Annotated in this window: 17 protein-coding genes; 6 read left to right on the top strand and 11 right to left on the bottom strand. The window is 52.3% G+C overall.

What is annotated here, in order from left to right:
- Nucleotides 1–6: 6 nt before the first annotated feature.
- From Q0577_RS19485 to Q0577_RS19465, 5 genes are all read right to left on the bottom strand, one after another.
- A complete protein-coding gene (locus Q0577_RS19485) occupies nt 7–1,203 on the bottom strand; it encodes a dipeptidase (RefSeq protein WP_298739252.1) in 1,197 nt (398 codons plus the stop codon).
- 29 nt (nt 1,204–1,232) lie between these two features.
- Nucleotides 1,233–2,309: a Gfo/Idh/MocA family oxidoreductase gene (locus tag Q0577_RS19480; RefSeq protein WP_298739249.1), complete on the bottom strand. Its 1,077-nt coding sequence runs from the start codon at nt 2,307–2,309 to the stop codon at nt 1,233–1,235.
- Between the two features lie 101 nt (nt 2,310–2,410).
- The gene (locus Q0577_RS19475; RefSeq protein ID WP_298739246.1) at nt 2,411–2,803 is read right to left on the bottom strand and encodes a cupin domain-containing protein; all 393 of its coding nucleotides are present in this window, start codon (nt 2,801–2,803) and stop codon (nt 2,411–2,413) included.
- A gap of 175 nt (nt 2,804–2,978) precedes the next feature.
- Entirely contained in the window at nt 2,979–3,911 is a 933-nt protein-coding gene (locus Q0577_RS19470; RefSeq protein WP_298739243.1) for an SMP-30/gluconolactonase/LRE family protein, read from the bottom strand.
- A gap of 84 nt (nt 3,912–3,995) precedes the next feature.
- Complete coding sequence (locus tag Q0577_RS19465) at nt 3,996–4,223, bottom strand: DUF3820 family protein (protein ID WP_298739240.1); 228 nt, start codon at nt 4,221–4,223, stop codon at nt 3,996–3,998.
- Between the two features lie 136 nt (nt 4,224–4,359).
- Here Q0577_RS19465 and Q0577_RS19460 point away from each other — a divergent pair, with 136 nt between their 5' ends.
- Both Q0577_RS19460 and Q0577_RS19455 read left to right on the top strand, forming a co-directional pair.
- Entirely contained in the window at nt 4,360–5,742 is a 1,383-nt protein-coding gene (locus Q0577_RS19460; protein ID WP_298739238.1) for an aminopeptidase P family protein, read from the top strand.
- Nucleotides 5,743–5,864: 122 nt separating this feature from the next.
- Nucleotides 5,865–6,899, top strand: coding sequence for a class 1 isoprenoid biosynthesis enzyme (locus Q0577_RS19455; protein ID WP_298739236.1), 1,035 nt, complete (start codon nt 5,865–5,867; stop codon nt 6,897–6,899).
- 55 nt (nt 6,900–6,954) lie between these two features.
- Here Q0577_RS19455 and Q0577_RS19450 read toward each other — a convergent pair whose 3' ends face one another.
- Together Q0577_RS19450 and Q0577_RS19445 are read right to left on the bottom strand one after the other, a co-directional pair.
- The gene (locus tag Q0577_RS19450; protein WP_298739234.1) at nt 6,955–7,527 is read right to left on the bottom strand and encodes a cysteine hydrolase family protein; all 573 of its coding nucleotides are present in this window, start codon (nt 7,525–7,527) and stop codon (nt 6,955–6,957) included.
- 19 nt (nt 7,528–7,546) lie between these two features.
- Nucleotides 7,547–8,482 (bottom strand): DJ-1/PfpI family protein, encoded by a 936-nt coding sequence (locus Q0577_RS19445; protein ID WP_298739232.1) that lies wholly within the window; start codon nt 8,480–8,482, stop codon nt 7,547–7,549.
- Nucleotides 8,483–8,609: 127 nt separating this feature from the next.
- Between Q0577_RS19445 and Q0577_RS19440 the strand changes: the two genes are divergently transcribed.
- The 4 genes from Q0577_RS19440 to Q0577_RS19425 all read left to right on the top strand — a co-directional run bounded on the left by Q0577_RS19440 (nt 8,610) and on the right by Q0577_RS19425 (nt 15,530).
- The gene (locus Q0577_RS19440) at nt 8,610–9,686 is read left to right on the top strand and encodes an AI-2E family transporter (protein ID WP_298739229.1); all 1,077 of its coding nucleotides are present in this window, start codon (nt 8,610–8,612) and stop codon (nt 9,684–9,686) included.
- Between the two features lie 23 nt (nt 9,687–9,709).
- Entirely contained in the window at nt 9,710–10,225 is a 516-nt protein-coding gene (locus Q0577_RS19435; protein WP_298739228.1) for a YdeI/OmpD-associated family protein, read from the top strand.
- Nucleotides 10,226–10,579: 354 nt separating this feature from the next.
- Nucleotides 10,580–13,705: a PQQ-dependent sugar dehydrogenase gene (locus Q0577_RS19430; protein ID WP_298739227.1), complete on the top strand. Its 3,126-nt coding sequence runs from the start codon at nt 10,580–10,582 to the stop codon at nt 13,703–13,705.
- Nucleotides 13,706–13,829: 124 nt separating this feature from the next.
- Entirely contained in the window at nt 13,830–15,530 is a 1,701-nt protein-coding gene (locus Q0577_RS19425) for a cellulase family glycosylhydrolase (RefSeq protein WP_298739226.1), read from the top strand.
- Nucleotides 15,531–15,661: 131 nt separating this feature from the next.
- On the opposite strand, the gene Q0577_RS19420 is transcribed toward Q0577_RS19425, so the two are convergent.
- The 4 genes from Q0577_RS19420 to Q0577_RS19405 form a co-directional block, all read right to left on the bottom strand.
- Nucleotides 15,662–17,479 (bottom strand): RagB/SusD family nutrient uptake outer membrane protein, encoded by a 1,818-nt coding sequence (locus Q0577_RS19420; protein WP_298739225.1) that lies wholly within the window; start codon nt 17,477–17,479, stop codon nt 15,662–15,664.
- Nucleotides 17,480–17,504: 25 nt separating this feature from the next.
- Nucleotides 17,505–20,693 carry a TonB-dependent receptor gene (locus Q0577_RS19415; RefSeq protein WP_298739223.1) on the bottom strand — a complete coding sequence of 1,063 codons (3,189 nt, stop codon included), beginning with the start codon at nt 20,691–20,693 and terminating at the stop codon, nt 17,505–17,507.
- A gap of 126 nt (nt 20,694–20,819) precedes the next feature.
- On the bottom strand, nt 20,820–21,395 hold the full coding sequence (locus tag Q0577_RS19410) for a nucleotidyltransferase family protein (protein ID WP_298739222.1): 576 nt from the start codon (nt 21,393–21,395) through the stop codon (nt 20,820–20,822).
- Between the two features lie 132 nt (nt 21,396–21,527).
- Complete coding sequence (locus Q0577_RS19405) at nt 21,528–22,670, bottom strand: XdhC/CoxI family protein (RefSeq protein WP_298739220.1); 1,143 nt, start codon at nt 22,668–22,670, stop codon at nt 21,528–21,530.
- Between the last annotated feature and the right edge of the window lie 40 nt (nt 22,671–22,710).

The raw sequence follows: 22,710 nt of genomic DNA, 5'->3' as shown, positions 1-22,710 counted from the left end.
AGGTTGTTATTTTTTGCTGTTAGCCTTGAATACGCGAATGAAATTTCCACCCAGTATCTTACGCACATCTTTCTTTGAATAGCCTCTTTCCAGCAGGGCTTTGGTGAGCAAGGGATAATCCGCTACACCGTTCAGCTCACGGGGCGGTGATTCTATCCCGTCAAAATCAGATCCCAGTCCTACATGATCAATACCGGCAAGCCGTACGATATAGTCGATATGATCGATGAGCAGGCTCATAGGCGCCCGCATCTGCTGTACTTCATCCGGATACTTGCTGTAAAGTATATCCTGGATCTCATAAAAGCTGTTGCCGGCTTTTCTGAGTGCGTCCACCTCACTGCGGTGCGCCTCCGTAAAATGTTGCTGCTGCCGGTTATAGGTACTGTCCAGGAAACCCGAATAGAAGTTAACATGTATCACGCCGTCATTCTTTGCAACGGCTTTGATCTGTTCATCTTTCAGGTTCCGGAACACCGGGCAGAGGGTATAAGCGCAGCTGTGGGACGCGATCACCGGCTTAGTGCTGGTGTTGATGGCATCCCAGAAGGTCTGCTCTCCTACATGCGAGAGATCTACCATCATGCCCAGCTCATTCATGCGCCGTACCACCTGCCTGCCAAAATCGTTCAGCCCTTTCTGTGGCGCGCGAACGCTATCCCGGCTTTCATCCTTGGCAGAACTGGCCCAGGATGTAGAATTATTCCAGGTGAGCGTAAGATAACGTGCACCACGGCGGTACAGGCTGTCCAGGTATGACAACTGGTCTTCTATCATATGGCCGCCTTCCACACCTATCATGGCGGCCATTTTTTTCTGCCGCAGGGCCCTTTTCAGTTCCGCAGGCGTGCTTACGATAGCCATCTTATCCGTGTTGCGGGCGGCAATAGCGTAGAGAGAATCTATTTCGATATTGGCGAACGTAAAGGCGGTATCCTTACCGAAACGCTCATCGCAGAAGATGGAGAATACCTGTACGTCTACGCCGCCCTGCCGGAAGCGCGGAAGGTCTGAATGTGTTTTACCATCCAGGTGCTGCGAGATATCCATGCCTTTCATGGTGGCCGAAGACAGCACGTCATTATGCGTATCTACCAGGATGGCATTGGCGTGTATCTTTTTCCAGGATTGCGCGCAGACAGATGCTGACAGTAACAGGCCACAGCCACAAAGGGCCAGGCATTTGTGGAGGGTATTCATCATAAGGTTAAATAACTAAAAAAAACGCAGAATCACAAGAAAATGCGTTTCCCTTCTTTGGCTGATTTACGCGCGGCTTCCAGTATCCTCACCACGATGAGATTGTTCTCCAGTGAGGAGAGATCGTTTCCGGGTTTAAAACCTCCTTTCAGCACGGCTTCCAGGTAAGTAAGATTATCGCGGTATTGTGCCGGTTTGATCGTGATGGGATAGCTGCTGTCTTTCTTTCTGCCCTGGAGATGGTCAGGGTTCAGGGCATGCAGGTATCCTGTTTTGCCAAACACTTCCAGGTCTTTGATGCTGTAAGGCCAGTTCCAGGAAGCCTCTATGATACCGGTGGCATCCGGGTATTCCAGTAGTATGGTGGCGTCATCATCCACTTTGGGATAAACGTCAGGTTTGATCTGGTGCGTAACGGCCATCACCGCACGGGGCGCTTTGCCATTCATGAGCCATGTCATGAGGTTGGCGCCATAGCAGCCAAAGTCCATCAATGCACCGGCGCCATTCTTTACCGGGTCTGTCAGCCATTTCAGGAAGTCGGCACTGCAGCCTATTTCTTTCGGGCCTTCGTGGCCGTCATGTACGATCATCTTGCGGATAGGGCCTATCTCCTGCTGCCCAACCAGTTCAAATACCTGCTGGTTGCTGTTGTACCAGGTGGTTTCATAGTTGGTCAGCACAGGTATGTGATACTGGGCAGCCAGTGCTGCAATGCGGTTGGCATCTTTTACAGTAGTAGCCAGCGGCTTTTCCACCATTACGGGAATGCCTTTAGGCGCACAGGCTTCTACCACCGCCAGGTGATCTGAAATGGCATTGAAGGCCAGCACGGCATCCGGCTTGACATGGCTGAGCATTGTGGGCACATCTTTGTAGAAGATGTTATCCGGCAGCTGGTAGCGCTTCTGCAGGCGCTGGATAAGCTGCTGATCCGGTTCTGCAATACCCAGGATCTTCACATCGCCTTTCTTCCAGCGTGACAGGATCGTGTGTACATGGTCGTGATTCATACCCGCCAGGGCTACCTGTAAAGTGGTTTGCTGTGCGCTGGCAGCAAAGTGGAATAACAGTATTAGTAAGAGTGGAAGTAAACGATGACGTTTCATTGCATGGAAATTTGTGATCTGTGTAAAATATAAAAAAGATCGTGGATGAGGGAAAAAATTGTATGAATACATTGCAATGGGGTCATAAACGTCATATGCGGTTATTTCACCACCCTTACCAGCGGCTTTCCCTTTTCAACAATATAAGTAGCCAGCTCGCTTCCCGTTTCCTTACCAATATTGGTGACTTCATGCGGTGTGCCGGCCGGAATAAATAAAACCTCCCCCGGTTGAAGTATTACTGGCGGTCTGCCTTCCAACTTATATTCCAGGGTGCCTTTAAGCGCATAAACGATCTCTTCACCGGGATGATGGTGCTTAACGGCCGTTACGCCCGGATCAATGTCAACCCGTACCTGTACGGCTTCGCGGCCGGCAATGCTGAGATCATGCTGTTGAAGATCGGTGCGGTGAACACCTTTTTGTTGTGCCTGTGCGCTGAAGGTGGCGGCTATCACGAATGCGCCTGTGAGCATCATCTTTTGAAGGTTCATAATGTAACTTTTTTAGCGTTTGCAATTTGATGATGTAAAAGTAGGTTGACCTCAGCCCGGGAAAAATAACTAAACGGCGGGGCGGACCAGCAGCACCCTGAAGCAGGCATTATGAAAGCTGAAAAGGACCGCCATGCAGGCGATCCTTTTCAATATCTGTAGTCCGTATTTCTTATTATCGCATCTTCACCCGCAGCACATAGCGGTCTGCCGTAATGTACAGCACCGTATCATCCTCCGCCAGCGCACAGTTAGACATCGCTACCGGCCCTTTGATTTTGCCCAGCAGCTTACCAGACTTATCAAAGATCCATATGCCGCCGGGACCGGTAGCAAAGATATTCCCCTGGCGGTCTATCTTCATACCGTCGGGCAGGCCGGTTTGTGTTTTGGCCTCTTCGGTCACATCCCGCAGGATGCGCGGATTGGTCAGCACATCACCAGGTCCCATATCAAACATGTACCACACGGCTTTCCCGGGATCTGAATTGGCAACGATCAATGTCTTTTCATCTGGTGTGAACACAATGCCATTGGGCCGGGTAATGGAATCTGTCAGCAGGGTTACCGCTCCGCCAGCACTAACCTTGAACACACCATGAAACGGCAGTTCGCGGACCGGATCGTTCTCCCGCTGCTCCATACCATAAGGAGGATCTGTAAAGAAGTAGTCGCCATTGCTGCGCATCGTTACATCATTAGGGCTGTTGAATTTTTTGCCCTGGTAATTATCGGCTACAGCACTGAACACCGGTGCAGGGTGCTCCAGGGCAGTATCCATCACGGCCAGGCGGCGGTCGCCATGCTGGCAAAGCACCAGTTTGCCCTCCCTGTTCAGCAACAGGGCATTGGAGCCCAGCTCACCGCCGCGGGGCGTAGGCCCCGTATAGCCGGAAGGTGTAAGATAGGTTTCCAGCCCATTGTCCGGCGTCCATTTATACACCTTATTCTGTGGAATATCTGAGAAAAGCAGCATTTGCTGCTCCGGTATCCAAAGCGGGCCTTCTGACCAGTCAAACCCGTCTGCAATGATCTCTACCCGGGCATCGGCATTGATGATCGCCTCCAGGCCCTTGTCTGTCTTTTCAATAGTACCAATTGTCTGCATATTACCGGCTTTACAAGCGGAGAGCAATAAAATAACGTGGATGATTAAATTTTTCCTGTTCATTCAGGTATGATTATTTACTGGTTATCTTCTTTTCAATGGCTCCAGCAGCTGCATCAGCCCGTTGATCCGGATCACATACATGGTTTCCAGCAGCATGCCCAGCTTACCATCCGGAAAGCCTTTGCGCTGAAACCATTCCAGGTAGGTCACCGGCAGATCACATAACAGCGTGTCTTTATACTTACCAAAGGGCATCTTCATATTTACCAGCTGCTTCAGCGCTTCCGGGTTTGGTTGTGCGAGTTCCATAAGGATCAAATATACAAAATCATATTCCCGTTAACTCATTGTTGTACAATTATCATTAACAAATGTATAACAACTGCCCTGAAGATACGATGGATGATCTCCGGGATTTTTACTAGCTTCACGCGATTATACGATTATGTTTAAGCAGGAAATTTACTCAGCCAGAAGGCGCCAGTTAAAGGCCACTGTAAAGCAGGGCCTTATTTTATTGCTGGGCAATGAAGAAAGCAGCATGAACTATACTGATAACCTGTACCATTTCAGGCAGGACAGCTCCTTTCTGTATTTCATTGGAATTGATCAGCCCAGCCTCGCTGCAGTGATAGATATTGACAATGACCGCGACATCCTGTTCGGCGATGAGCTGACCATGGACCAGATTATCTGGACCGGGCCCAAAACCACCATACTTGACCAGGCGGCTAAAACAGGTATCAGCGATGTAAGGCCCTATGCTGCTTTAGCCACTGTAATAAAAGCGGCACTGGCGTCCGGTCAAAGCATACATTTCCTGCCGCCATACCGTGCAGATAATGCGCAGAAACTCGCAGAGTGGCTGGGCATACCGTATGCTGCGCTGAAAACGCAGGCCTCTGTTCCGCTCATCAGGGCGGTTATCGCGCAACGCGCCATCAAATCTGCCGAAGAGATAACGGAAATAGAAAAGGCCATCGGCATTACGGTAGACATGCAGCTGGAAGCCATCCGCAGCGCACATGCAGGAATGACGGAAACACAGGTGGCTGGCCGCATACACGGACTGGCCCTCAGCGCAGGCGGCAACCTGGCTTTTCCTATCATCCTGACGGTGAACGGACAGATCCTGCATAACCACTATCAGCAAACCGTATTACAAAACGGGCAAATGGTACTCTGCGACTGTGGCGCCGAAACATCCATGCACTATGCCGGCGACCTTACGCGCACCTTCCCCGTGAACGGTACCTTTACGGCCCGCCAGCGCGAAGTGTACGATATCGTAGCCGCAGCTCAGCAAGCGGCCATCGATGCCCTCCGCCCGGGCATCCTGTTCAGGGACGTACACCTGCTGGCCTGCGAAAAGCTGGCCGAAGGCCTGCGTGACCTGGGCCTGATGCGCGGTGACGTAAAAGAAGCCGTAGCAAAAGGCGCACACACCCTGTTCTTCCAATGTGGCCTGGGTCACATGATGGGACTGGATGTGCACGACATGGAAGACCTGGGAGAACAGTATGTTGGTTATACAGAAGACCTGAAAAAGAGCACGGAATTCGGCCTGAAATCCCTGCGCCTCGGCCGTGCACTGGAGCCCGGTTTTGTATTGACCGTAGAACCCGGACTATACTTCATCCCCGAACTGATAGATGCCTGGACCACCCAAAAGAAACACAGTGAATTTATCAACTACGATGCCGTACAGGCCTTCAAAGATTTTGGCGGCATCCGCATCGAAGAAGATTTCCTGATCACTCAGAACGGCAGCCGTCTTCTTGGCAAGCCTTTATATAAAACTGCATCTGCAATAGAAGCGTTGAAATAGCTTAAATGTTTGAAAGTTTGAGCGTTTGAAAGTTAAAAGGACGACTTGAAAAACAGGTACATTTTCAAACGCTCAAACTTTCAGACTTTTTATTATCTTTCCTCTGATTTGCACCTACAATAATGCAGAGAAAGAACAAAGTAGGTCTTCTCAAGACCATCCGTTGCCTGTGCAGCCTGCGCTGGCAGCTGAAAAACCAAAGACAATATATTAAACAACACCTGCCACCTTTACTGGACTCGCTTGCCAGCGGCGGACAAGGGCAATTTAATACCGGCACCATAAAACGGGTCACCAAATACTGGGAGCTTTCCCTGCACGTGATCTGCAACAGCCTGTATAAATTAAGCGGCAGACAGCTCAATGCTGCTGAACAGCATCGTATACTGCTGCTCAGCATTTTCGGCCCGTTGTATGACGACCTGTTTGATGACAGTATCCTCAGCCACGAACAGATTGCAGCGTTTACCCTGCACCCTGCACAACATACACCCGCCAGCTTTGAAGAATATGTAGTAAAGAAAATATACCTGCAACTGCTGGAGCTATCGCCCAACAGTAAAAAGGTAACGGAACACCTGTACCAGGTGTTCCTGTGGCAGAAGGAGTCCTTAAAGCAAATGTCGCCTGATGTAAGCCAGGAAGAGCTTTATGAGATCACTTATAAAAAAAGCTACTATTCCATTCTCTTATTCTATTCCATACTGGACCATTACCCCAATGATGCCCTGCTGGAAATGATCTACCCAATGGCCGGCCTGCTGCAGCTCACCAACGATGCCTTTGACGTGTACAAGGATGTTCACAGCGGCATCTATACCATCCCCAACCTGTATCGCAATTTTGACCACCTGCAACAGCATTTCATGAATGAAGTGGCGCTGTTCAATCAACGGCTCATGCAACTGCCCTTTGTACAGCAGGCCAAAGACTATTACAGCATTACGATTCATGCCCTGCACGCCATGGGCTGGATTGCCATGGAACAGCTACGGGAAAATACCCGCCATATCAACAGTGTGGAAGAACTGGCTACCCTTAGCCGCCAGTCACTCGTCTGCGATATGGACCATCTCCGCCAGCAACTCCGCTGGATCAGGCAGGTGAGATCACTGGTGAATCACCGTATCAATAAAGAAGTAATAATGAATAATTGATAATTATAGAGCAGGTGACACGTCATGATCACATGTGCCACAGCTTTATTAATTATTAATTACAGCGCTGCAGTGCCTCTTCCGTGGTAACGACGGTTGCAAACTCGTGCTGCAGCGTGGCCAGTGATACCTGGTGTACAGTTTCTGCATCAAAACGCTGGCCGTTGGTGCCTTGTTTGGCAAAGGCGGCTGTCGCATCGGAGACGATGTAGGTATGATAACCAAGGTTAGCTGCCATGCGGGTAGTGGTAGATACGCAATGTTCTGTGGAGAAACCGATCACTACAACTGTATCAATACCTTTTTCATTTAATTGCTCCTGTAGATTGGTACCAATGAAGGAGCTGTTCACATGCCGCACCAGCACAGGTTCGCCGGGCAGGGGCGCTACTTCATCCCTGAAAGGAAAGCCTGGACCATCGGGCCATAAGGGCGACTGGGGATTGAGAGCACTGTACTGGATATGAAACAAGGGCAGCCCCTGTTTGCGCCAGTGTTCCAGCAGGCGTTGTGCATTTTGTTCTGCCTGGGGATTGTTACGTTCTCCACCGTAATAGTCAACATTGTCGAAGCCTTTCTGAATGTCGACAAGGATCAGTGCCGGACGGCCCTGTAAAACATTTTCCATGTGATATATTGATTAGGTGTTAGAATGCATGTACTTTACGGATGCGCTGCAGTTGCCGCACGTTCTCAAAGCCGCATTGCGCGGCAATCGCCTCCATCGTAATGCCGGGCGTGTTCTGCAGGGTACGTGCCCGTTCCACCCGCAGTAAGGTAACATATTCGTGAATGCTGATGCCGGTTTGCTGGCGGAAAGTGCGCGTCAGGTTGCGACTGCTCATATTCACTACATCCGCCATTTGCTCAATGGTGCTTTTAACGGAGAGATTTTCAATCAGCCAGTCCTGCAAACGGTGAATACCCTGGTGCAAATGGTTCCGGTAATTCAGGTATACGCTTTCCTGTGTATGCTGCCCACTCCTTCTGAAATATACCACCAGCTCACGGGCTACCTTGTGCACAAACAGCGCGTCGTTGTTCTCTTCCAGTATAAACAGCGCCAGGTCTATCCCTGCGCTGATCCCTGCACTGGTATAAATGATACCGTCTTTTACAAACAACTGGTCATCGAGCACCTGTGCCTGACGGAACTCTTTCTTGAACTGCTTCAGCATGCTCCAGTGCGTGGTGCATTGCCGCCCCTCCAGCAAACCGGCGCGGCCCAGTACAAAAGAACCGATACACACCGAGCAGATATTAATACCGTTGTCATGGCAGCTACGCAGCCAGGCATAGAATCCCTCCCATTCCTGCCGATAGGTAGTATCTCCCAGCAGCTGCTTGTTATAACCGGGAATAAAGATATAATCGCCTGCCTGCAGCTCCAGCTTCGCATAATGATCCAGCCGCGCAAAATGAAGCCCGGAAGAATCGTCTATCTCCGGTTTAAAGGCGCAATAGCACAAGCGGTAATTTCCGCCCAGGCGGGCCGCCTCAAAGAATGTCTGGATGGGACCCGACAGATCGAGCATATGAACACCCGGTGGTACAAAGAATACTACTTGCCGCTGTTGTGCCATAACCTGCTTGTTGTATAACAAAGATAGGCAGGACAATCCGACCGGGAAAGGACAATTGGGCGACATTTTGGGCCATCGCCCCTATTTCGGTATATTTAATACGGATAATGATCTAATTCCTGACTGTATGCAAAGATCCCAACTCCGTTCTTCCCGCACCATAATAGAAACCGCATTGGTGTTATTGTTGTTGCTTGCCCTGCTGGCAGCTTTGTATGATGTGCTTAAAGTTTTTTTCGGCGTTTTCACCTTCGCACTGATATTTTATGTGTCTATGCAGCAGCCTTATGAACAGCTGGTGCGCCTGCTGAATCAAAGGCGCAAACTGGCGGCTGTGCTGTATTCCATCCTGCTGATCCTGATCGTGGCACTGCCCTTCATCTACGTAGTAGCCGCGCCGGGCAGACATGTGAGGAACCTGCTGCAGATAATAGATGATGTGCGATTGCACGGACTGCCCAATCTGCCAGACCGGATGGCCACCATGCCTTACCTCGGCGAGCCGCTCAGCGATTTCTGGAAACAGCTGCAGGAGGATCCACGGGAAGCGCTGGCCGGCTATCAGCACCAGGCGCGGGTCATTATGCACCATCTCCTGGCCGGCGGCGCCGGTATACTCAGCGCCGCCCTGCAGGTGCTGCTGGGCATCATCACTTCTGCCTTCATGCTGGTAAGTGGTGATAAGGTAGTGCAACCCCTGCGCTCCATCCTGCAACACCTGCTGGGAAGAAGAGATGGACTGAGTCTCATCTATGCTACCGCGCATGCAATCAGGGGTGTATCTATTGGCGTAATGGGCACCGCTTTTATTGCCGCCATGATCTCCTGGATCGGCTTCGCTATTGCGGGACTGCATTTCAAGGTATTGCTGGCGGCCCTGGTGTTCTTCCTGGTGCTGATACAGGTAGGGCCACTCATTGTATGGGTGCCGCTGGTGATCTGGGCCGCTGTACAGGGGTACACGGGTACGGCCATATTCCTGGCCATTTACGGCGGCGGCGTGCTACTGGCAGATGCAGTATTAAAACCAGTACTGATCGCCAAAAGCGGTGGCAGGCTGCCCTTCCTGGTGCTGTTCTGCGGAGTGGTTGGCGGACTGGCAGCATGGGGCTTTACCGGCATGTTCAAAGGGGCTATCATACTTGCGGTATTTTACACTGTACTTACCTCATGGCTGGAAAGAAAACAGGGATCGGAAATCTGATCATTAGACATTATTTTTACTGCATGGTTAAGTTTACCACCATCATAGAACAATTTGGAACGCAGGGTGAAAAAACCGGCTGGACCTATATCGCTGTCCCTGCAGATATTGCGCAGCAACTGAAACCCGGAAACAAAAAATCCTTTCGTGTAAAAGGTAAACTGGACCGCCATCCTATAGAAGGTATTGCTTTGATTCCCATGGGCGAAGGCAACTTCATCATGACACTGAACGCAGCGTTGCGCAAGGCCATCGGTAAACGCCGCGGCGCCCAGGTGCAGGTACAGCTAATGGAAGATGATAACCCGAATCCTGTAACCTGTCCGCTGCTGATGGAGTGCCTGCAGGACGATCCGGATGCGCTGCAATTCTTCAACAGTCTTCCGCAGGGGCACCGCAATTATTTCATGACCTGGATCAACAGCGCAAAAACACAGCCCACAAAAGATAAACGTATAGCCGAAGCGGTAATAGCACTGGGCAAACAACAGGGCTTTCCCCAAATGTTAAGGGCCAGGAAAAACAATAAACCTTATTAATACCACCACGTACAAGAAAATTTTCCTCCAACTATTGGCAATCCGCAAACGATTGCATATTTTCGTATCGTACTGCCCTGGTAAATAGCTGTAGCACCCGAACAAATGACTGATACACCAGCTAAACCGAAATATCCTTGAAAGCCTTTACCTACAGTATATACCGAAAAAACGCCGCCTTTGTGTAGTAGTATTTGCCATATTTAGATTTTAGACCGTACCATAAACACAGCACAATAATGAAAAACCTTGCAGACCACGTCACTGCACGCGTATATAACAATCATGTTTATACGTAGGCACGGTATTACATACCGCTGACCAATAATCCATTCACCTTTTAAATCTTCCCTCATGAAAACCCTTACCTTCCATGCAGGGCAGGTATTGCTATGGCTATGCCTGTACCTCTGCCTGCCTTTGCGGCAGGCCTCCGCCCAAACATTGCCTGCCAATTTCCAGCGGGTGCTGGTCACCTCGGGCTTCAACGGCCCTGCCTGCCTGGCTTTCCTGCCAGATGGCCGCATACTGGTAGGCCAGCAGAATGGTCAGCTGCGCGTAGTAAAGAACGGCAGCCTGCTATCCACGCCCGCTATTTCACTGCCGGTCAGCTCCAGCGGTGAAAGGGGATTGATCGGCATTGCCGTTGATCCCGGCTTCAGCACCAACAACTTCATCTATGTGTACTATACACATAGCAGCGGCCCCCACAACCGCGTCAGCCGTTTCACCATGAATGGCGACCAGGCCATTAACGAGCTGGCCATCCTTGACCTGCCCACACTCGGCGATATCTTTCATAACGGCGGCGGTCTTGCCTTTGGCGCAGATGGCAAGCTGCTGGTGGCCACCGGCGACAACAAGGTGGGCGGCAATTCCCAGAACCTGGATAGTTACCTGGGCAAGATCCTGCGCATTAATACCGATGGCAGCGTACCGGCCGGCAACCCCTTTAGCGGCGGCCCGCAGCGCAGCCGCATATGGGCCTATGGCCTTCGCAATCCTTTCACCACCGCGGCAGACCCGGTAAGCGGCCGTTTCTTCATCAATGAAGTAGGCGAAAACACCTGGGAAGAAATCAATGATGCCACCACCGGCGGCCGCAACTTCGGATGGCCCAACGCTGAAGGCAACTGCTCCGGCAGCTGCGCTAACCCGGTATACACTTACAGGATCAACCGCGCAGGCACACCACCCGACGGACAAGGATGCGCCATCAACGGCGGTACTTTCTTTAATGGCGCTATCAGCAACTACCCGGCCGTATATCATGGTAAATACTTCTTCCTCGATTATTGCGGAGGATGGATCAACTACATTAACCCGTCATCTCCTACGCGTACGGCTTTCGCCAGCGGGCTGGGAAGCGGCGCTGTACACCTGAAGCAGGGTACAGATGGTAACCTGTATTTCCTGAACAGGAACAATAATTCACTCTACCGCATTATTTACACCGGCACACAGGCACCAGCCATCACCACACAACCGCAAAACATCAGCGTACCACAGGGCCAGACCGCTACCTTCCGGGTAACCGCTACCGGCAACCCGGCTCCCGGGTACCAGTGGAGAAAAGACGGCGTCAACATCCAGGGCGCTACTGCCGCTTCCTACAGTATTACGAATGTACAGCCCTCCCATGCAGGACAATACAGCGTTGTTGTCAGCAACAGCGCAGGCTCCGTTACCAGCGGCAATGCCACCCTTACGGTCACTGCTCCCAATACTTTTCCCGTTGCTACCATCACCACGCCTGCCAATGGAGCTTCCTTCCGTGCCGGTACTGCCATCAGTTTCTCCGGCACCGGCACTGATGCGGAAGACGGCGCCTTACCCGCCAGCGCATATGAATGGTGGGTGGATCTGCATCATGCCAATCACGTGCATCCCGGTCCCGCCATCAGGGATAGCATTACCAGCGGCACTTTCTCTGTAGGTGCAGAAGGGCATACTGAAACAGACATCTGGTACCGGCTTTATCTTTCCGTGACAGACTCCCGCGGTGAAAAAGACACCAGCTTCGTAGAGTTATTCCCGGTAGTATCCAACCTCGGCCTGCAAACAGTGCCCGCAGGCTTACAGGTACGTGTAAACGATATTCCCTTCACCGCCCCCTACTCCACTCCTTCTGTTTCCGGTATGGTACGGCCCATTGCTGCTGTATCTCCGCAAACACTGAATGGAGTTACTTATGTATTTGACCATTGGGCGCATGGCGGTGCAGCTTCCCAAAACATCACCATTACCGACCGCGACACCATCTTTACTGCACACTATCGCGTAGCACCGGCGGCAGTAAGCATTGCGCCTGTACAGGACGCCTATGTAAGGGATGGTACCAATGCCGGTATCACGCACGGCACTGCTGATTCTACTTTCCTGATCACCAAGCTGGCCCTCGCCGGGCAGTTGAATAATAACCGCGATGCCTATCTTACATTTGACCTGACGCCCTACGGCGGACTATCATCCGTGATCCTACGTGCCTGGGGCGGTATTGAAACTACCGAGATACCCAGCACGCCGGTGGCCGTATTCCCGGTGTCCAATACCAGCTGGACAGAGAACACGCTTACCTGGAACAACAAACCCGCCACAGGCACCAACGCACTGGCACAGGTAACAGTGGCCAGCGGCGGTAATGTATACTACAGCTGGGATGTGACCAACTATGTAAAGAGCGAGCTGGCGGCCGGCAGAAAACGCATCTCACTGGCCATTAAGAACCTGGCGCAGACAGACCAGCGCATCTTCTGGAACGCCAGCGAAGCTGCCACCAACCGCCCGGAACTGTCTATCATCGCCGATACCGTCAGCCTCCCCTGCGATCCCGTAATTGCCAGTACCCACGACGGCAATGTTCCCGCAAATGTGCAGGACAACAACCTGAACACCCGCTGGTCTGCCGATGGCGACGGCCAGTGGATCCAGTTCTGCCTGGCCGGCAGCACCACCATCAGTGCGGTGGACATTGCCTTCTACCTGGGCAATACCCGCACCAGCCGCTTTGATATACAGGTAAGTAATGATGCCAGCAACTGGATCACCGTGGCTGGCAACCTGCAAAGCAGCGGTACATCACTGAACCTGGAACGCTTCTCCTTCGCCCCCAGAACAGCCAGGTATGTCCGCATCACAGGGCACGGTAACTCGGCCAGTACCTGGAACAGCTACACAGAAGTGAGGATCATCACCGGTAGTGCCGCCATCGCAAAAACCACCCAGCCACTGACGTTGAGAGCCGCTCCCAATCCCTTTGGCGACCAGCTGCAGGTGTCCTACACGCTGCAGGAGGCCGGCTTCACCACGCTATGGCTGTACGATTTGTCCGGAAGACCTGTTCAGCAGCTGCTGGGCGCCCGTTCACAACCCGGCGCCTACAACAGGCACTTCCCCACAACCAGATTGCAACCTGGCCTCTACCTGTTAAAGCTAACACACAACGGACGGGGGCTTACACAACAAGTGATCAAATTCTAGTTGAGAATTAGGCATTAATAATTAAGAATTGCGGCCTTCGCACTCATATGACGCCATCGTCGCAGTTCTTAATTACTAATGCTTAATTAAAATAATTTCTAACAGTTCATTTCAAATTGTCTCTATGCGAAAAATCCACAAACTCATCTGGACGCTGAGCCTCGCGCTCTTCAGCAGCGCAGCATTTGCGCAAACACCTGTTGCCCGCAACGGACAACTGCAGGTTATTGGCCTGAAACTCTGTAACCAGTACGGTAATCCCATCCAGCTGCGCGGTATGAGTACCCACGGCATCCAATGGTACGGCTGGGGAAGTTGTTTAACAGAAGCTTCGTTGGACGCCCTGGCATACGACTGGGGGGCTGACATTCTCCGTATCTCCCTCTACGTGCAGGAAGGCGGCTATGAAACCAACCCGTCCGGTTTCACCGCACAGGTGAACCGCCTGGTGGAAGAAGCCACGGAACGCGGCATGTATGCGCTGATAGACTGGCACCAGCTGGATCCCGGAGATCCCAATGCCAACCTGGCCCGCGCCCGTACCTTCTTCACGGCGGTGGCCAACGCCCACAAAGACAAAGTGAATGTGATCTACGATATCTGTAATGAGCCAAACGGCGTAAGCTGGAACCAGATCAAATCCTATGCAGACCAGATCATACCAGTGATCCGCGCTATTGACAACAATGCGCCCATCTTCATTGGTACCCACGGCTGGTCTTCCTTTGGTGTATCTGATGGCCGTACCGCACAGGATATCCTGAACAACCCGGTGAACTTCCCCAACATCATGTACACCTTCCACTTCTACGCCAGATCACACCAGCAGGCATACTATGACCAGCTGAACTGGGCTTCTGACCGTCTGCCCGTATTCGTTACAGAATTTGGCACACAGGAATACACCGGCGATGGTCCCAACGATTTCACGTTCTCCCAGCGATATATTGACCTGATGCGTAATAAGAAGATCGGCTGGACCAGCTGGAACTATTCTGACGACTTCCGCAGCGGGGCTGCATGGACCACCGGTACCTGCTCTAACGGCCCCTGGACCACTGCCCGCCTGAAACCTGCCGGCGCCTGGATCCGCGAAAGGATACTGAACCCCGCCGATGATTTCCCCGGCGGCACACCTGCCTGCACCCCGGTTACTGCCAGCACCCACGATGGCAATGTACCGGCTAATGTGCTGGATAATGACTTCAACACCCGCTGGTCTGCCGATGGCGACGGCCAATGGATCCAGTTTTGCCTCAACAACTCTTCCAGCGTTACCGGTGTAGACATTGCCTTCTACCAGGGCAATACCCGCACCGCACGTTTTGACGTGCTGGTAAGCACAGACGGCAACAGCTGGACCAGCGCCGCTACCAACCTGCAAAGTAACGGTACTACCAATGCCCTGCAGACTTTTAACTTTACTCCCAGAACAGGTAAGTATGTGCGCATTGTAGGCCATGGCAACTCCGTGAGCACCTGGAACAGCTTTACGGAAGTACGGGTAAAAACAGCAACTTCCTTTGCCGCCAATACTACTCCTGTACTGAGCGCCAAAACAACCGCACAGCCGCTGGAGATCAACGTCTATCCTAATCCATTCCGTGGTAACCTCAGCGTAAACTTCAAACTGAAGGAAGCCAGCTTTACCACCCTGGGCATCTATGATATGTCTGGCAAACTGGTAAGCCGCCAGCTCAGTGAACGCTTACAGGCCGGCAGCCATAACAAAACCCTGGAAGCCGGCAATCTGCCTGCAGGCACCTACCTGCTGAAAGTGGTGCATAACGGCCAGGTAAGTACGAAGAAACTGTCTAAACAATAATAAATACGGAACAAGTTCCGTTAACCGCTGTGTGCGTCCTCTGAATAGCACTCTTTAACACATGGCGGCAACGGAACTTGTTTCAACAAGCTGGTAGCAGCAGCCTTCGGCTCATAGCTAACAGCTATTAATTAGTATCCCGGATTCTGCTCCGCCGCTCTTTCTGCCTCCGACAGGGGTACCCCATTCCTGAACAGGCGGTCTATATGCTGCTGCGGAATAGGCCGCAGTTTATGAAAAGGCTGTATGGCGCCGGCAGAAGGGTTAAACAGTTTAGTGCGTTCCACCAGGCTTTCCGTACGCGCCAGGTCCATCCAGCGGTAAAACTCTCCCAGCAGTTCACGGGTCCTTTCGTTAAGCATGAAATGAATGAATCGTCTCTCTTTTGAATTAGCGGATGGCGGGTACTGCTCATGCTGGTCGTTGGCCTCAAACACGGCTTCCGTCACCAGTACATGGTTTTCCGTGCTGTTTACATCTCCCATGGTACCGCCCTCCGTTAACCAGAAATGCACCGGCTTGGCTTCTCCCTGCTTATAGGCGGCACGCCTGCGCAAGGTGTTAATGTATTCCAGCGCTTTGGCATAATTACCCTTACGCCCATACGCTTCTGCGGCAATCAGGTAGGTTTCACCCAGGCGGGCATACACGCCGTCACGTCCAGCCGTTTCGGTAGAGATGTCCAGGCGGGTGGGATCCATGTGTTTCACCAGGGTAAGAAAATCCTGCTTGTTGTATTTATTGCGCGGTATCCAGAGGTAGGATTTCTTCCCGATCTCTGCATCGCTAACATTCTTATGGAGGGTAAGCAGCACCGCCGTATCTCCCAGCTTAAATTTAGGCTGGCCAACCAGCGCAGGCGACGGGGCATTATCTGTGGTCCATTTGGGAATGGTGCCTGCATTGTTGGACATATATGCTGTACGGAAGCTTTTATAGAACCGCGAATCGTTCTTCCGGTCAAAAATATCCATGGTATAATCGGTAGGCATCAGGCGGCGAAAAGGCCTGCCATATGGAATATCACGCTGCATACCCGGTTTGCCGTCATATACCATCTGGTAATACAGGTGCGCACGGTTGCCGGATCCGTTCAGCATAAAGGCGTTGTTATTGAACTGCGCTGCCAGTATCACTTCCCGGTTCTCCTGGTTGTTGATATTCCAGAGATCCGCAAAATCGTTCAGCAGCTGGTAAGGGCCATCCGCAATCACCAGGTCGGCCCAGTAGGCGGCGCTATCCATATCGGTGACCTGCTGCCCCCGCTGCTCCGTTACTGCGCTGCCGCGTGTTAAGTATACCTTGGCCAGGTAATGACGGGCCGCACCTTTGGTAATACGGCCGTACTGTGATTGAGTAGCCGGCAGTACAGATTCTGCAAAGCGCAGATCAGTGATAATGCTCTGATACACCTCCGCCACCGGCGCGCGCTCAAATTCAAGGCGTACAGTTACATCGCCGTTAAGCGTGAGCGGTACTGCGCCAAACTGCTGAACCAGTACAAAATAATAGAAGGCGCGCAGGAAACGCAGTTCTGCAATACGCTGGTTCCTGTTGGCTTCACTGACATAGAACTGTGTGCCCTCTATCGCCGGAATGCGCTGTATGCCTATATTACAGGCGTTAATTGCCCGGTAGTAGGCAGTCCATAGGTCATGGATATACGCCGCAGAAGAAGGGTTAAGCTGGGTGGTGTAATCATCAAAATATTTATTTTGCCCATCAGCCGCCTGCGTGTATTCATCTACACCATAGTTGAACAGGGTAAAGCTCTGCTCACCGTTAAACATATAGCGCAATTCGCTGTAGGCGCCGTCTACCAGGTCTTCTATCCCTGCTTCCGTATCATAGTAATCATAGGAGATCTGGGTTACCATTTCTTCGTCCAGGTACTTGCTGCAGGAGCACAGGCAAAGAATGGCAAGGAAAATATATAGTGTCTTTTGCATGATCGTTGTGTTTATTAATTAGTGATCAGAAGCCTACGTTAATGCCAAATACAAAGCTTTTGTCGCTCAGGTTATTTTCAATCAGCTGATCGTTGATATTGGTTTGATAGTTGGCGGTGAACTCAGGGTCCAGTCCTTTAAAGTCGGTGATCAGCCAGGGATTGTAAGCGGTAAAGTATACGCGCAGCTTTTGTATGTGCAGCTTAGAGGTGAACTGCTTCGGCAGCTGGTATGACAGCGATACATTCCTGAGCTTCACAAAAGAGGCTTTCTGGTAGAGATAGGATTCCGGATAATCAATCCTTTCCTGGTCCTGCCGCGGGCGCGGATACTCATTGGAAGGATTGGACGGCGTCCAGTAATCCAGTTTCCTTTCCGTATAACGGCCTGCCAGCGAAGGACGGTAGTAGCTGCTGGCCACCATCTGCCCGATACGGGCATAGAAGAAGCAGGAAAGCTCCACACCTTTGTAGGCAAATGTATTCACGATACTGCCGGACCAATCGGGCACGTTGTTACCGATCACCACCCGGTCGCGGGCATCAATCACTTTATCATTGTTGATGTCCAGTATCTTTCCCTGCCCGGGTATGCGGTTATACACCGCAGCGGCATCCGCTTCATTGGTCTGCCAAACGCCAATGGGCTTCCAGTCGTAAAATACCGTTACCGGCTGGCCAATGAACCAGCGGTTGGCAATATCATCATTCTTTGCGCCATACAGCTCGGTGATCTCCTCCTTGTTCCTGGCAAATACCAGGTCGGTATTCCAGCGGAACCCGCCGGTGGTTTCCAGGTTCACGGTAGAGAGGCTTATCTCCACGCCTTTGTTGCGGGTAGAGCCGATGTTCTCCTGGATGAAGCCGAAGCCGGATGCAGTAGGCACCTGGCGGTCCATGATCAGGTCGCGCGTGTTGGCCTGGTACACATCAACGGTACCGGATATACGGCCTTTGATCAGTGAGAAATCGATCCCTGCATTCAGCTGGTGGGTAGCTTCCCATTTCAGGTTGGGATTTGGTATCAGGCTGGGCAGGTAGCCCCAGGCGGGATTATCGCCCCATACATAGCGCGTTTTGGCCAGCCGGCCCTGTACCGTATAGGGGTTAATGGCAGAGTTACCGGTTTTACCATAGCCTATCCGCAGCTTTAGCTCATCCAGCCCTGCCAGGCCTTTCAGAAAAGGTTCTTCCTGCATTTTCCAGGCCAGCGCAAAGGATGGGAAGAACTCCCATTTCTTACCCGGCGCCAGTACGGAAGAACCGTCAAAACGCCCGGAAACCGTCAGCAGGTAGCGGTTCATCAGGGTGTAGTTCACACGTCCCATGTACGACATGAGCCTGCGGCGGGAGTAGTCGCTGCTGAAGGCATCCGGACCGCTGTTATTGGTAGAGCCCAGGTTATAGAACAGCTGTTTGTCGTAAGGCAGGTTGGACACCGTCAGGCCCGAAAACTCGTAACGTTCATTCTGCAAACTTTGCAGCAGGGTAAGCCCGATGCTGTGAGAGCGGTTGATGGTCTTGTCATAATACAGCAGGTTTTCCAGCACATAGGAAAAGCGCTGGTTCTGCTCATAGATGGCCTGCGAAGTGCCCCTGTTGCGGTTGGTGCTCAACGAGCCATAGAACTGCCCGCGGCGGTAATGCCGGAAATCCGGGCCAAAGTTGACGCGGAAACGCAGTCCCTCCATCAGCTGCAGCTCCGCGTAATAACTGCCCATCACGTGCGTAACGCGGCGTTCATCGGTCACGTTTTCAATGTTGAACAAAGGATTAAAGATGAGCGGATCGCCGCCCGGCTGATAGATACGGGCGCCGGTGCTGTCATAGGGCACTGCAATGGGCAGTTGCCCGATGGCATTGAAATACAGGGGCGAGCCGTACTGCTGGTTAGACGTGTTGGCCATGGTAGATCCGCCAACGCGGAGCATGCGGCTGATGTTATAATCTATGCCCAGGCGTATGTTGTAGCGCTCAAAGGATTGTGTTTTCTGGATACCGCTCTCGTTATAATAGCCCAGGGAAGCGATCACCCTTACCTTTTCCGATCCGCCGGATACACTCACCTGGTGATCCTGCTTAAGGCCGGTGCGCAGGGCCAGGTCTGCCCAGTCGGTGGTCCGTACCTTATTCGGGTCATACACCGGCAGGGAGTCAAAGCTGCCCATCCCATAGGCGGCAAAGCGCTGCTTTTCTTCTGCCGTAGCGGCGCGGTATCGTGGTATCAGCGCAGCCTGGTTCACCCATTCATATCCCTGTGCGACCGACTCCCACATATTGAGATCAGACTTGAACAGGTCAAAGTCCTGCACGGGGTTCGGAAAGGGTGTGGTATAGTCGTCCACCCTGCTGTTGTTACGGTAGGCTTCGCGGCGCAGCTCTGCATATTCTCCCCCGTTCATCATATCCATCGTGGTCAGCGGTTTGGAAAAGCCTACATAGCCGTCGTAACTCACAGAGGCGACACCCGCCTTTCCTTTTTTCAGCGTTACCAGGATCACGCCGTTGGCGCCCCGGGAACCATAAATGGCGGTAGCAGAGGCATCTTTCAGTATTTCTATGGAAGCAATATCGGAAGGATTGAAATCATTGATGCTGGAGCTATCCGGCAGCGGAATACCATCCAGCACTACCAGCGGATAGTTGGTAGCTTTCAGGGAGCGGTTACCGCGGATACGGATCTGCGGATTGTCGCCCGGGCGAAAGCTGCTGGCAGCCACATCCACCCCGGCGGCCCTTCCCTGCAGGGCCTGGGAAATGCTCTGTGTAGGCACCTGCTTCAGCTGCTGGGCACTGACGGAAGAAAGTGAGCCGGTCACATCGCTCTTTTTCCGGGTACCATAACCTACTACCACCACTTCTTCAATAGCGGCCAGGTCCTGAGAAAGGGCAACGTTAATGCTGCTGCGGTTGTTAATGGGTTCTTCCCTTCTGGTATAACCAACAAAGGAGAATACCAGGGTGCCTTCGCCATTGGGCACCATCAGTTTATAGTTCCCATCGCTGTCGGTAACCGTCCCGGTGCTGGTGCCTTTCAGGGCTACGGAGACACCCGGCAGCGGACTGTTAGTCTCTGCAGCGGTGACCTTACCCGTGACCGTCACCGCCGATGGGTCTGCACCGGAGGCGCTCAGCCGTAAAGGGAACCATAAAAGAAAAAGAAATACAGCGGCAAACGGGAAGCGGATCCCGATGCGGTTCGTGGATGTAAACATACTTTTAGATTTTGGGTGTTCGTGGAATTGAGGGTATCGTAACGTGGAAAAGCAAAACCTCAAACTAAGTTAACGCTATGCAATAGCGTTAACAATGGAAATTTGTACAGAAAGCTGGATAAATTGTCAGAGGGAATGATAGTCATCGAGGGTGTCTATATCTATACAACCCAGGGGAAAAGGCACTGCAGCCACCTCTTGTTCATAACGGTAAACGATCTTTTTAGCGCCTTCCTCTCCCTGCAGGGTCAGCAGGTCCCGAAAGAAGGTCTTATCAAATAATACGGGCACACCCATTGTATCATTATAATAGCTGGCGATGATGCCCTTACCGGTATCCAGTTTCTGGCGTACCAGGTTATTGAGGTGAGCGGTATCTACATAAGGCTGATCACACACCATAAAGATAACGCCTGTAGCCTGCGGCGCTTTTTCCTGCAGGGCCGTAATACCCGCCCGGATGGAAGAGGCCATGCCCTCCTCCCAGTTGGGATTCTGCACCACAGACACCCGGCCGCCCGGGATCTCCGGGGAGATCACCATGGAATGCGCCCCCAATACCACGATCACCGGCGAACAACTGGAGCCGATGGCCATATCAATGGCATGCTGCAGCAAGGTCTTGCCTTTATAATCTAATTGCTGCTTAGGACACCCCATACGTTTGGAAGCGCCGGCAGCGAGAATGATCAGCCCAGTCATGTGAATAGTTTAAAGGTTTGAAAGTTTGAGCGTTCGAAGTTTGAGGTTCGTTAGAAGTTGAAGGTTCCCTGCAGGTTGTCTGGTCACATGACTGCAACCTATAACCTTAAACGAACCTCAAACTTCGAACGCTCAAACCTCAAATCTCAAACCTTTCACATTTTTCGCATGTATCGGCGCCTGCTTATCCCGCAACGAGGTGCCCGGTGCGGCGGCAAACACGGCCTGTATCTCTGAAAAAATGGAGAGCGCGATCTCTTCTGCTCCTTCTGCCCCTATATCGAGACCGGTGGGCCCGTATACCTTATCCAGCTGCTCCGGCGACACTTCCACGCCGCTGCTGCGCAGCTCTTCCAACATGCGGTCCAGCTTCTTTTTCGGGCCTAAAGAGCCGATATAGGGCAGCTGTAAAGGCAGCAATTGCTGCAGCATGGCCAGGTCATACACGTAGTTATGTGTCATGAGTATGGCGGCGGTGCGGGCATCTATGGTCAGCTGCTTCAGGGCCTGGTCCGGTTTGGAAACAATAATGCGGGTGGCCAGGGGAAAGCGTTGTAAGGTGGCGTAGTTGCTGCGGCCGTCTACCACCGTGGTATCCCATCCCAGCACGGCCGCCATGGCGGTTAGGGGAATGGCATCGTTACCGGCGCCGAAGATGAGCAGGGAAGGCGGTGGTTTCAGTACTTCCACGAAAGCGGTGTACTGTTCATACTGACGGGTGGAGGGCGTGGTGCTTTGCAGAGCCTCTTCCGCATCTGCCAGCATGGCGCCGTACCAGGACGATCCCTCAAACGCTTCGTGTTTGCGGACGCCGCCGGCGGTCAGCAACAGGGAGGTGCCCGGCTGTACGCCCTTGCGCTCCTCCAACGAAAAGAGGGTGACCAGCACAGCGTTTTGCCTTTGCAGCAGCCAGTCTTTCAGCAACTGTACCGGGTGGTTGGGATTGTCTGTAATGACCGGCTCTATCAGTATGTGAATGATGCCGTTACATCCCAGTCCTACACCCAGCTTGGCATCGTCATCGTCCGTAGTATCGTAGGTTACCAGCATGGACTGCCGCCGGAACATTACCTGCTGTGCTTTGCGTAGGGCATCGCCCTCCAGGCAGCCCCCGCTGATCGCACCGGTAAGGGTGCCATCTTCCGTGATCAGCATCCGAGCGCCCGGCCGGCGGTAAGATGATCCCTCTACCAGCACGACGGTAGCCAAGGCGGTTTGCTTCTCCTGCTGCCGGGCCTTGTCAAATGCGGCTACAATGTCTCTGATTTCCTTCATATACTAGCTATTGGCGGTTAGCTATCGTGTTGTGTTATGT

The sequence above is a fragment of the uncultured Chitinophaga sp. genome (assembly GCF_937898475.1).
GTDB lineage: Bacteria > Bacteroidota > Bacteroidia > Chitinophagales > Chitinophagaceae > Chitinophaga.
Note: the sequence above shows the minus strand (reverse complement) of the source record. Positions and strands in the feature narration are given on the sequence as shown.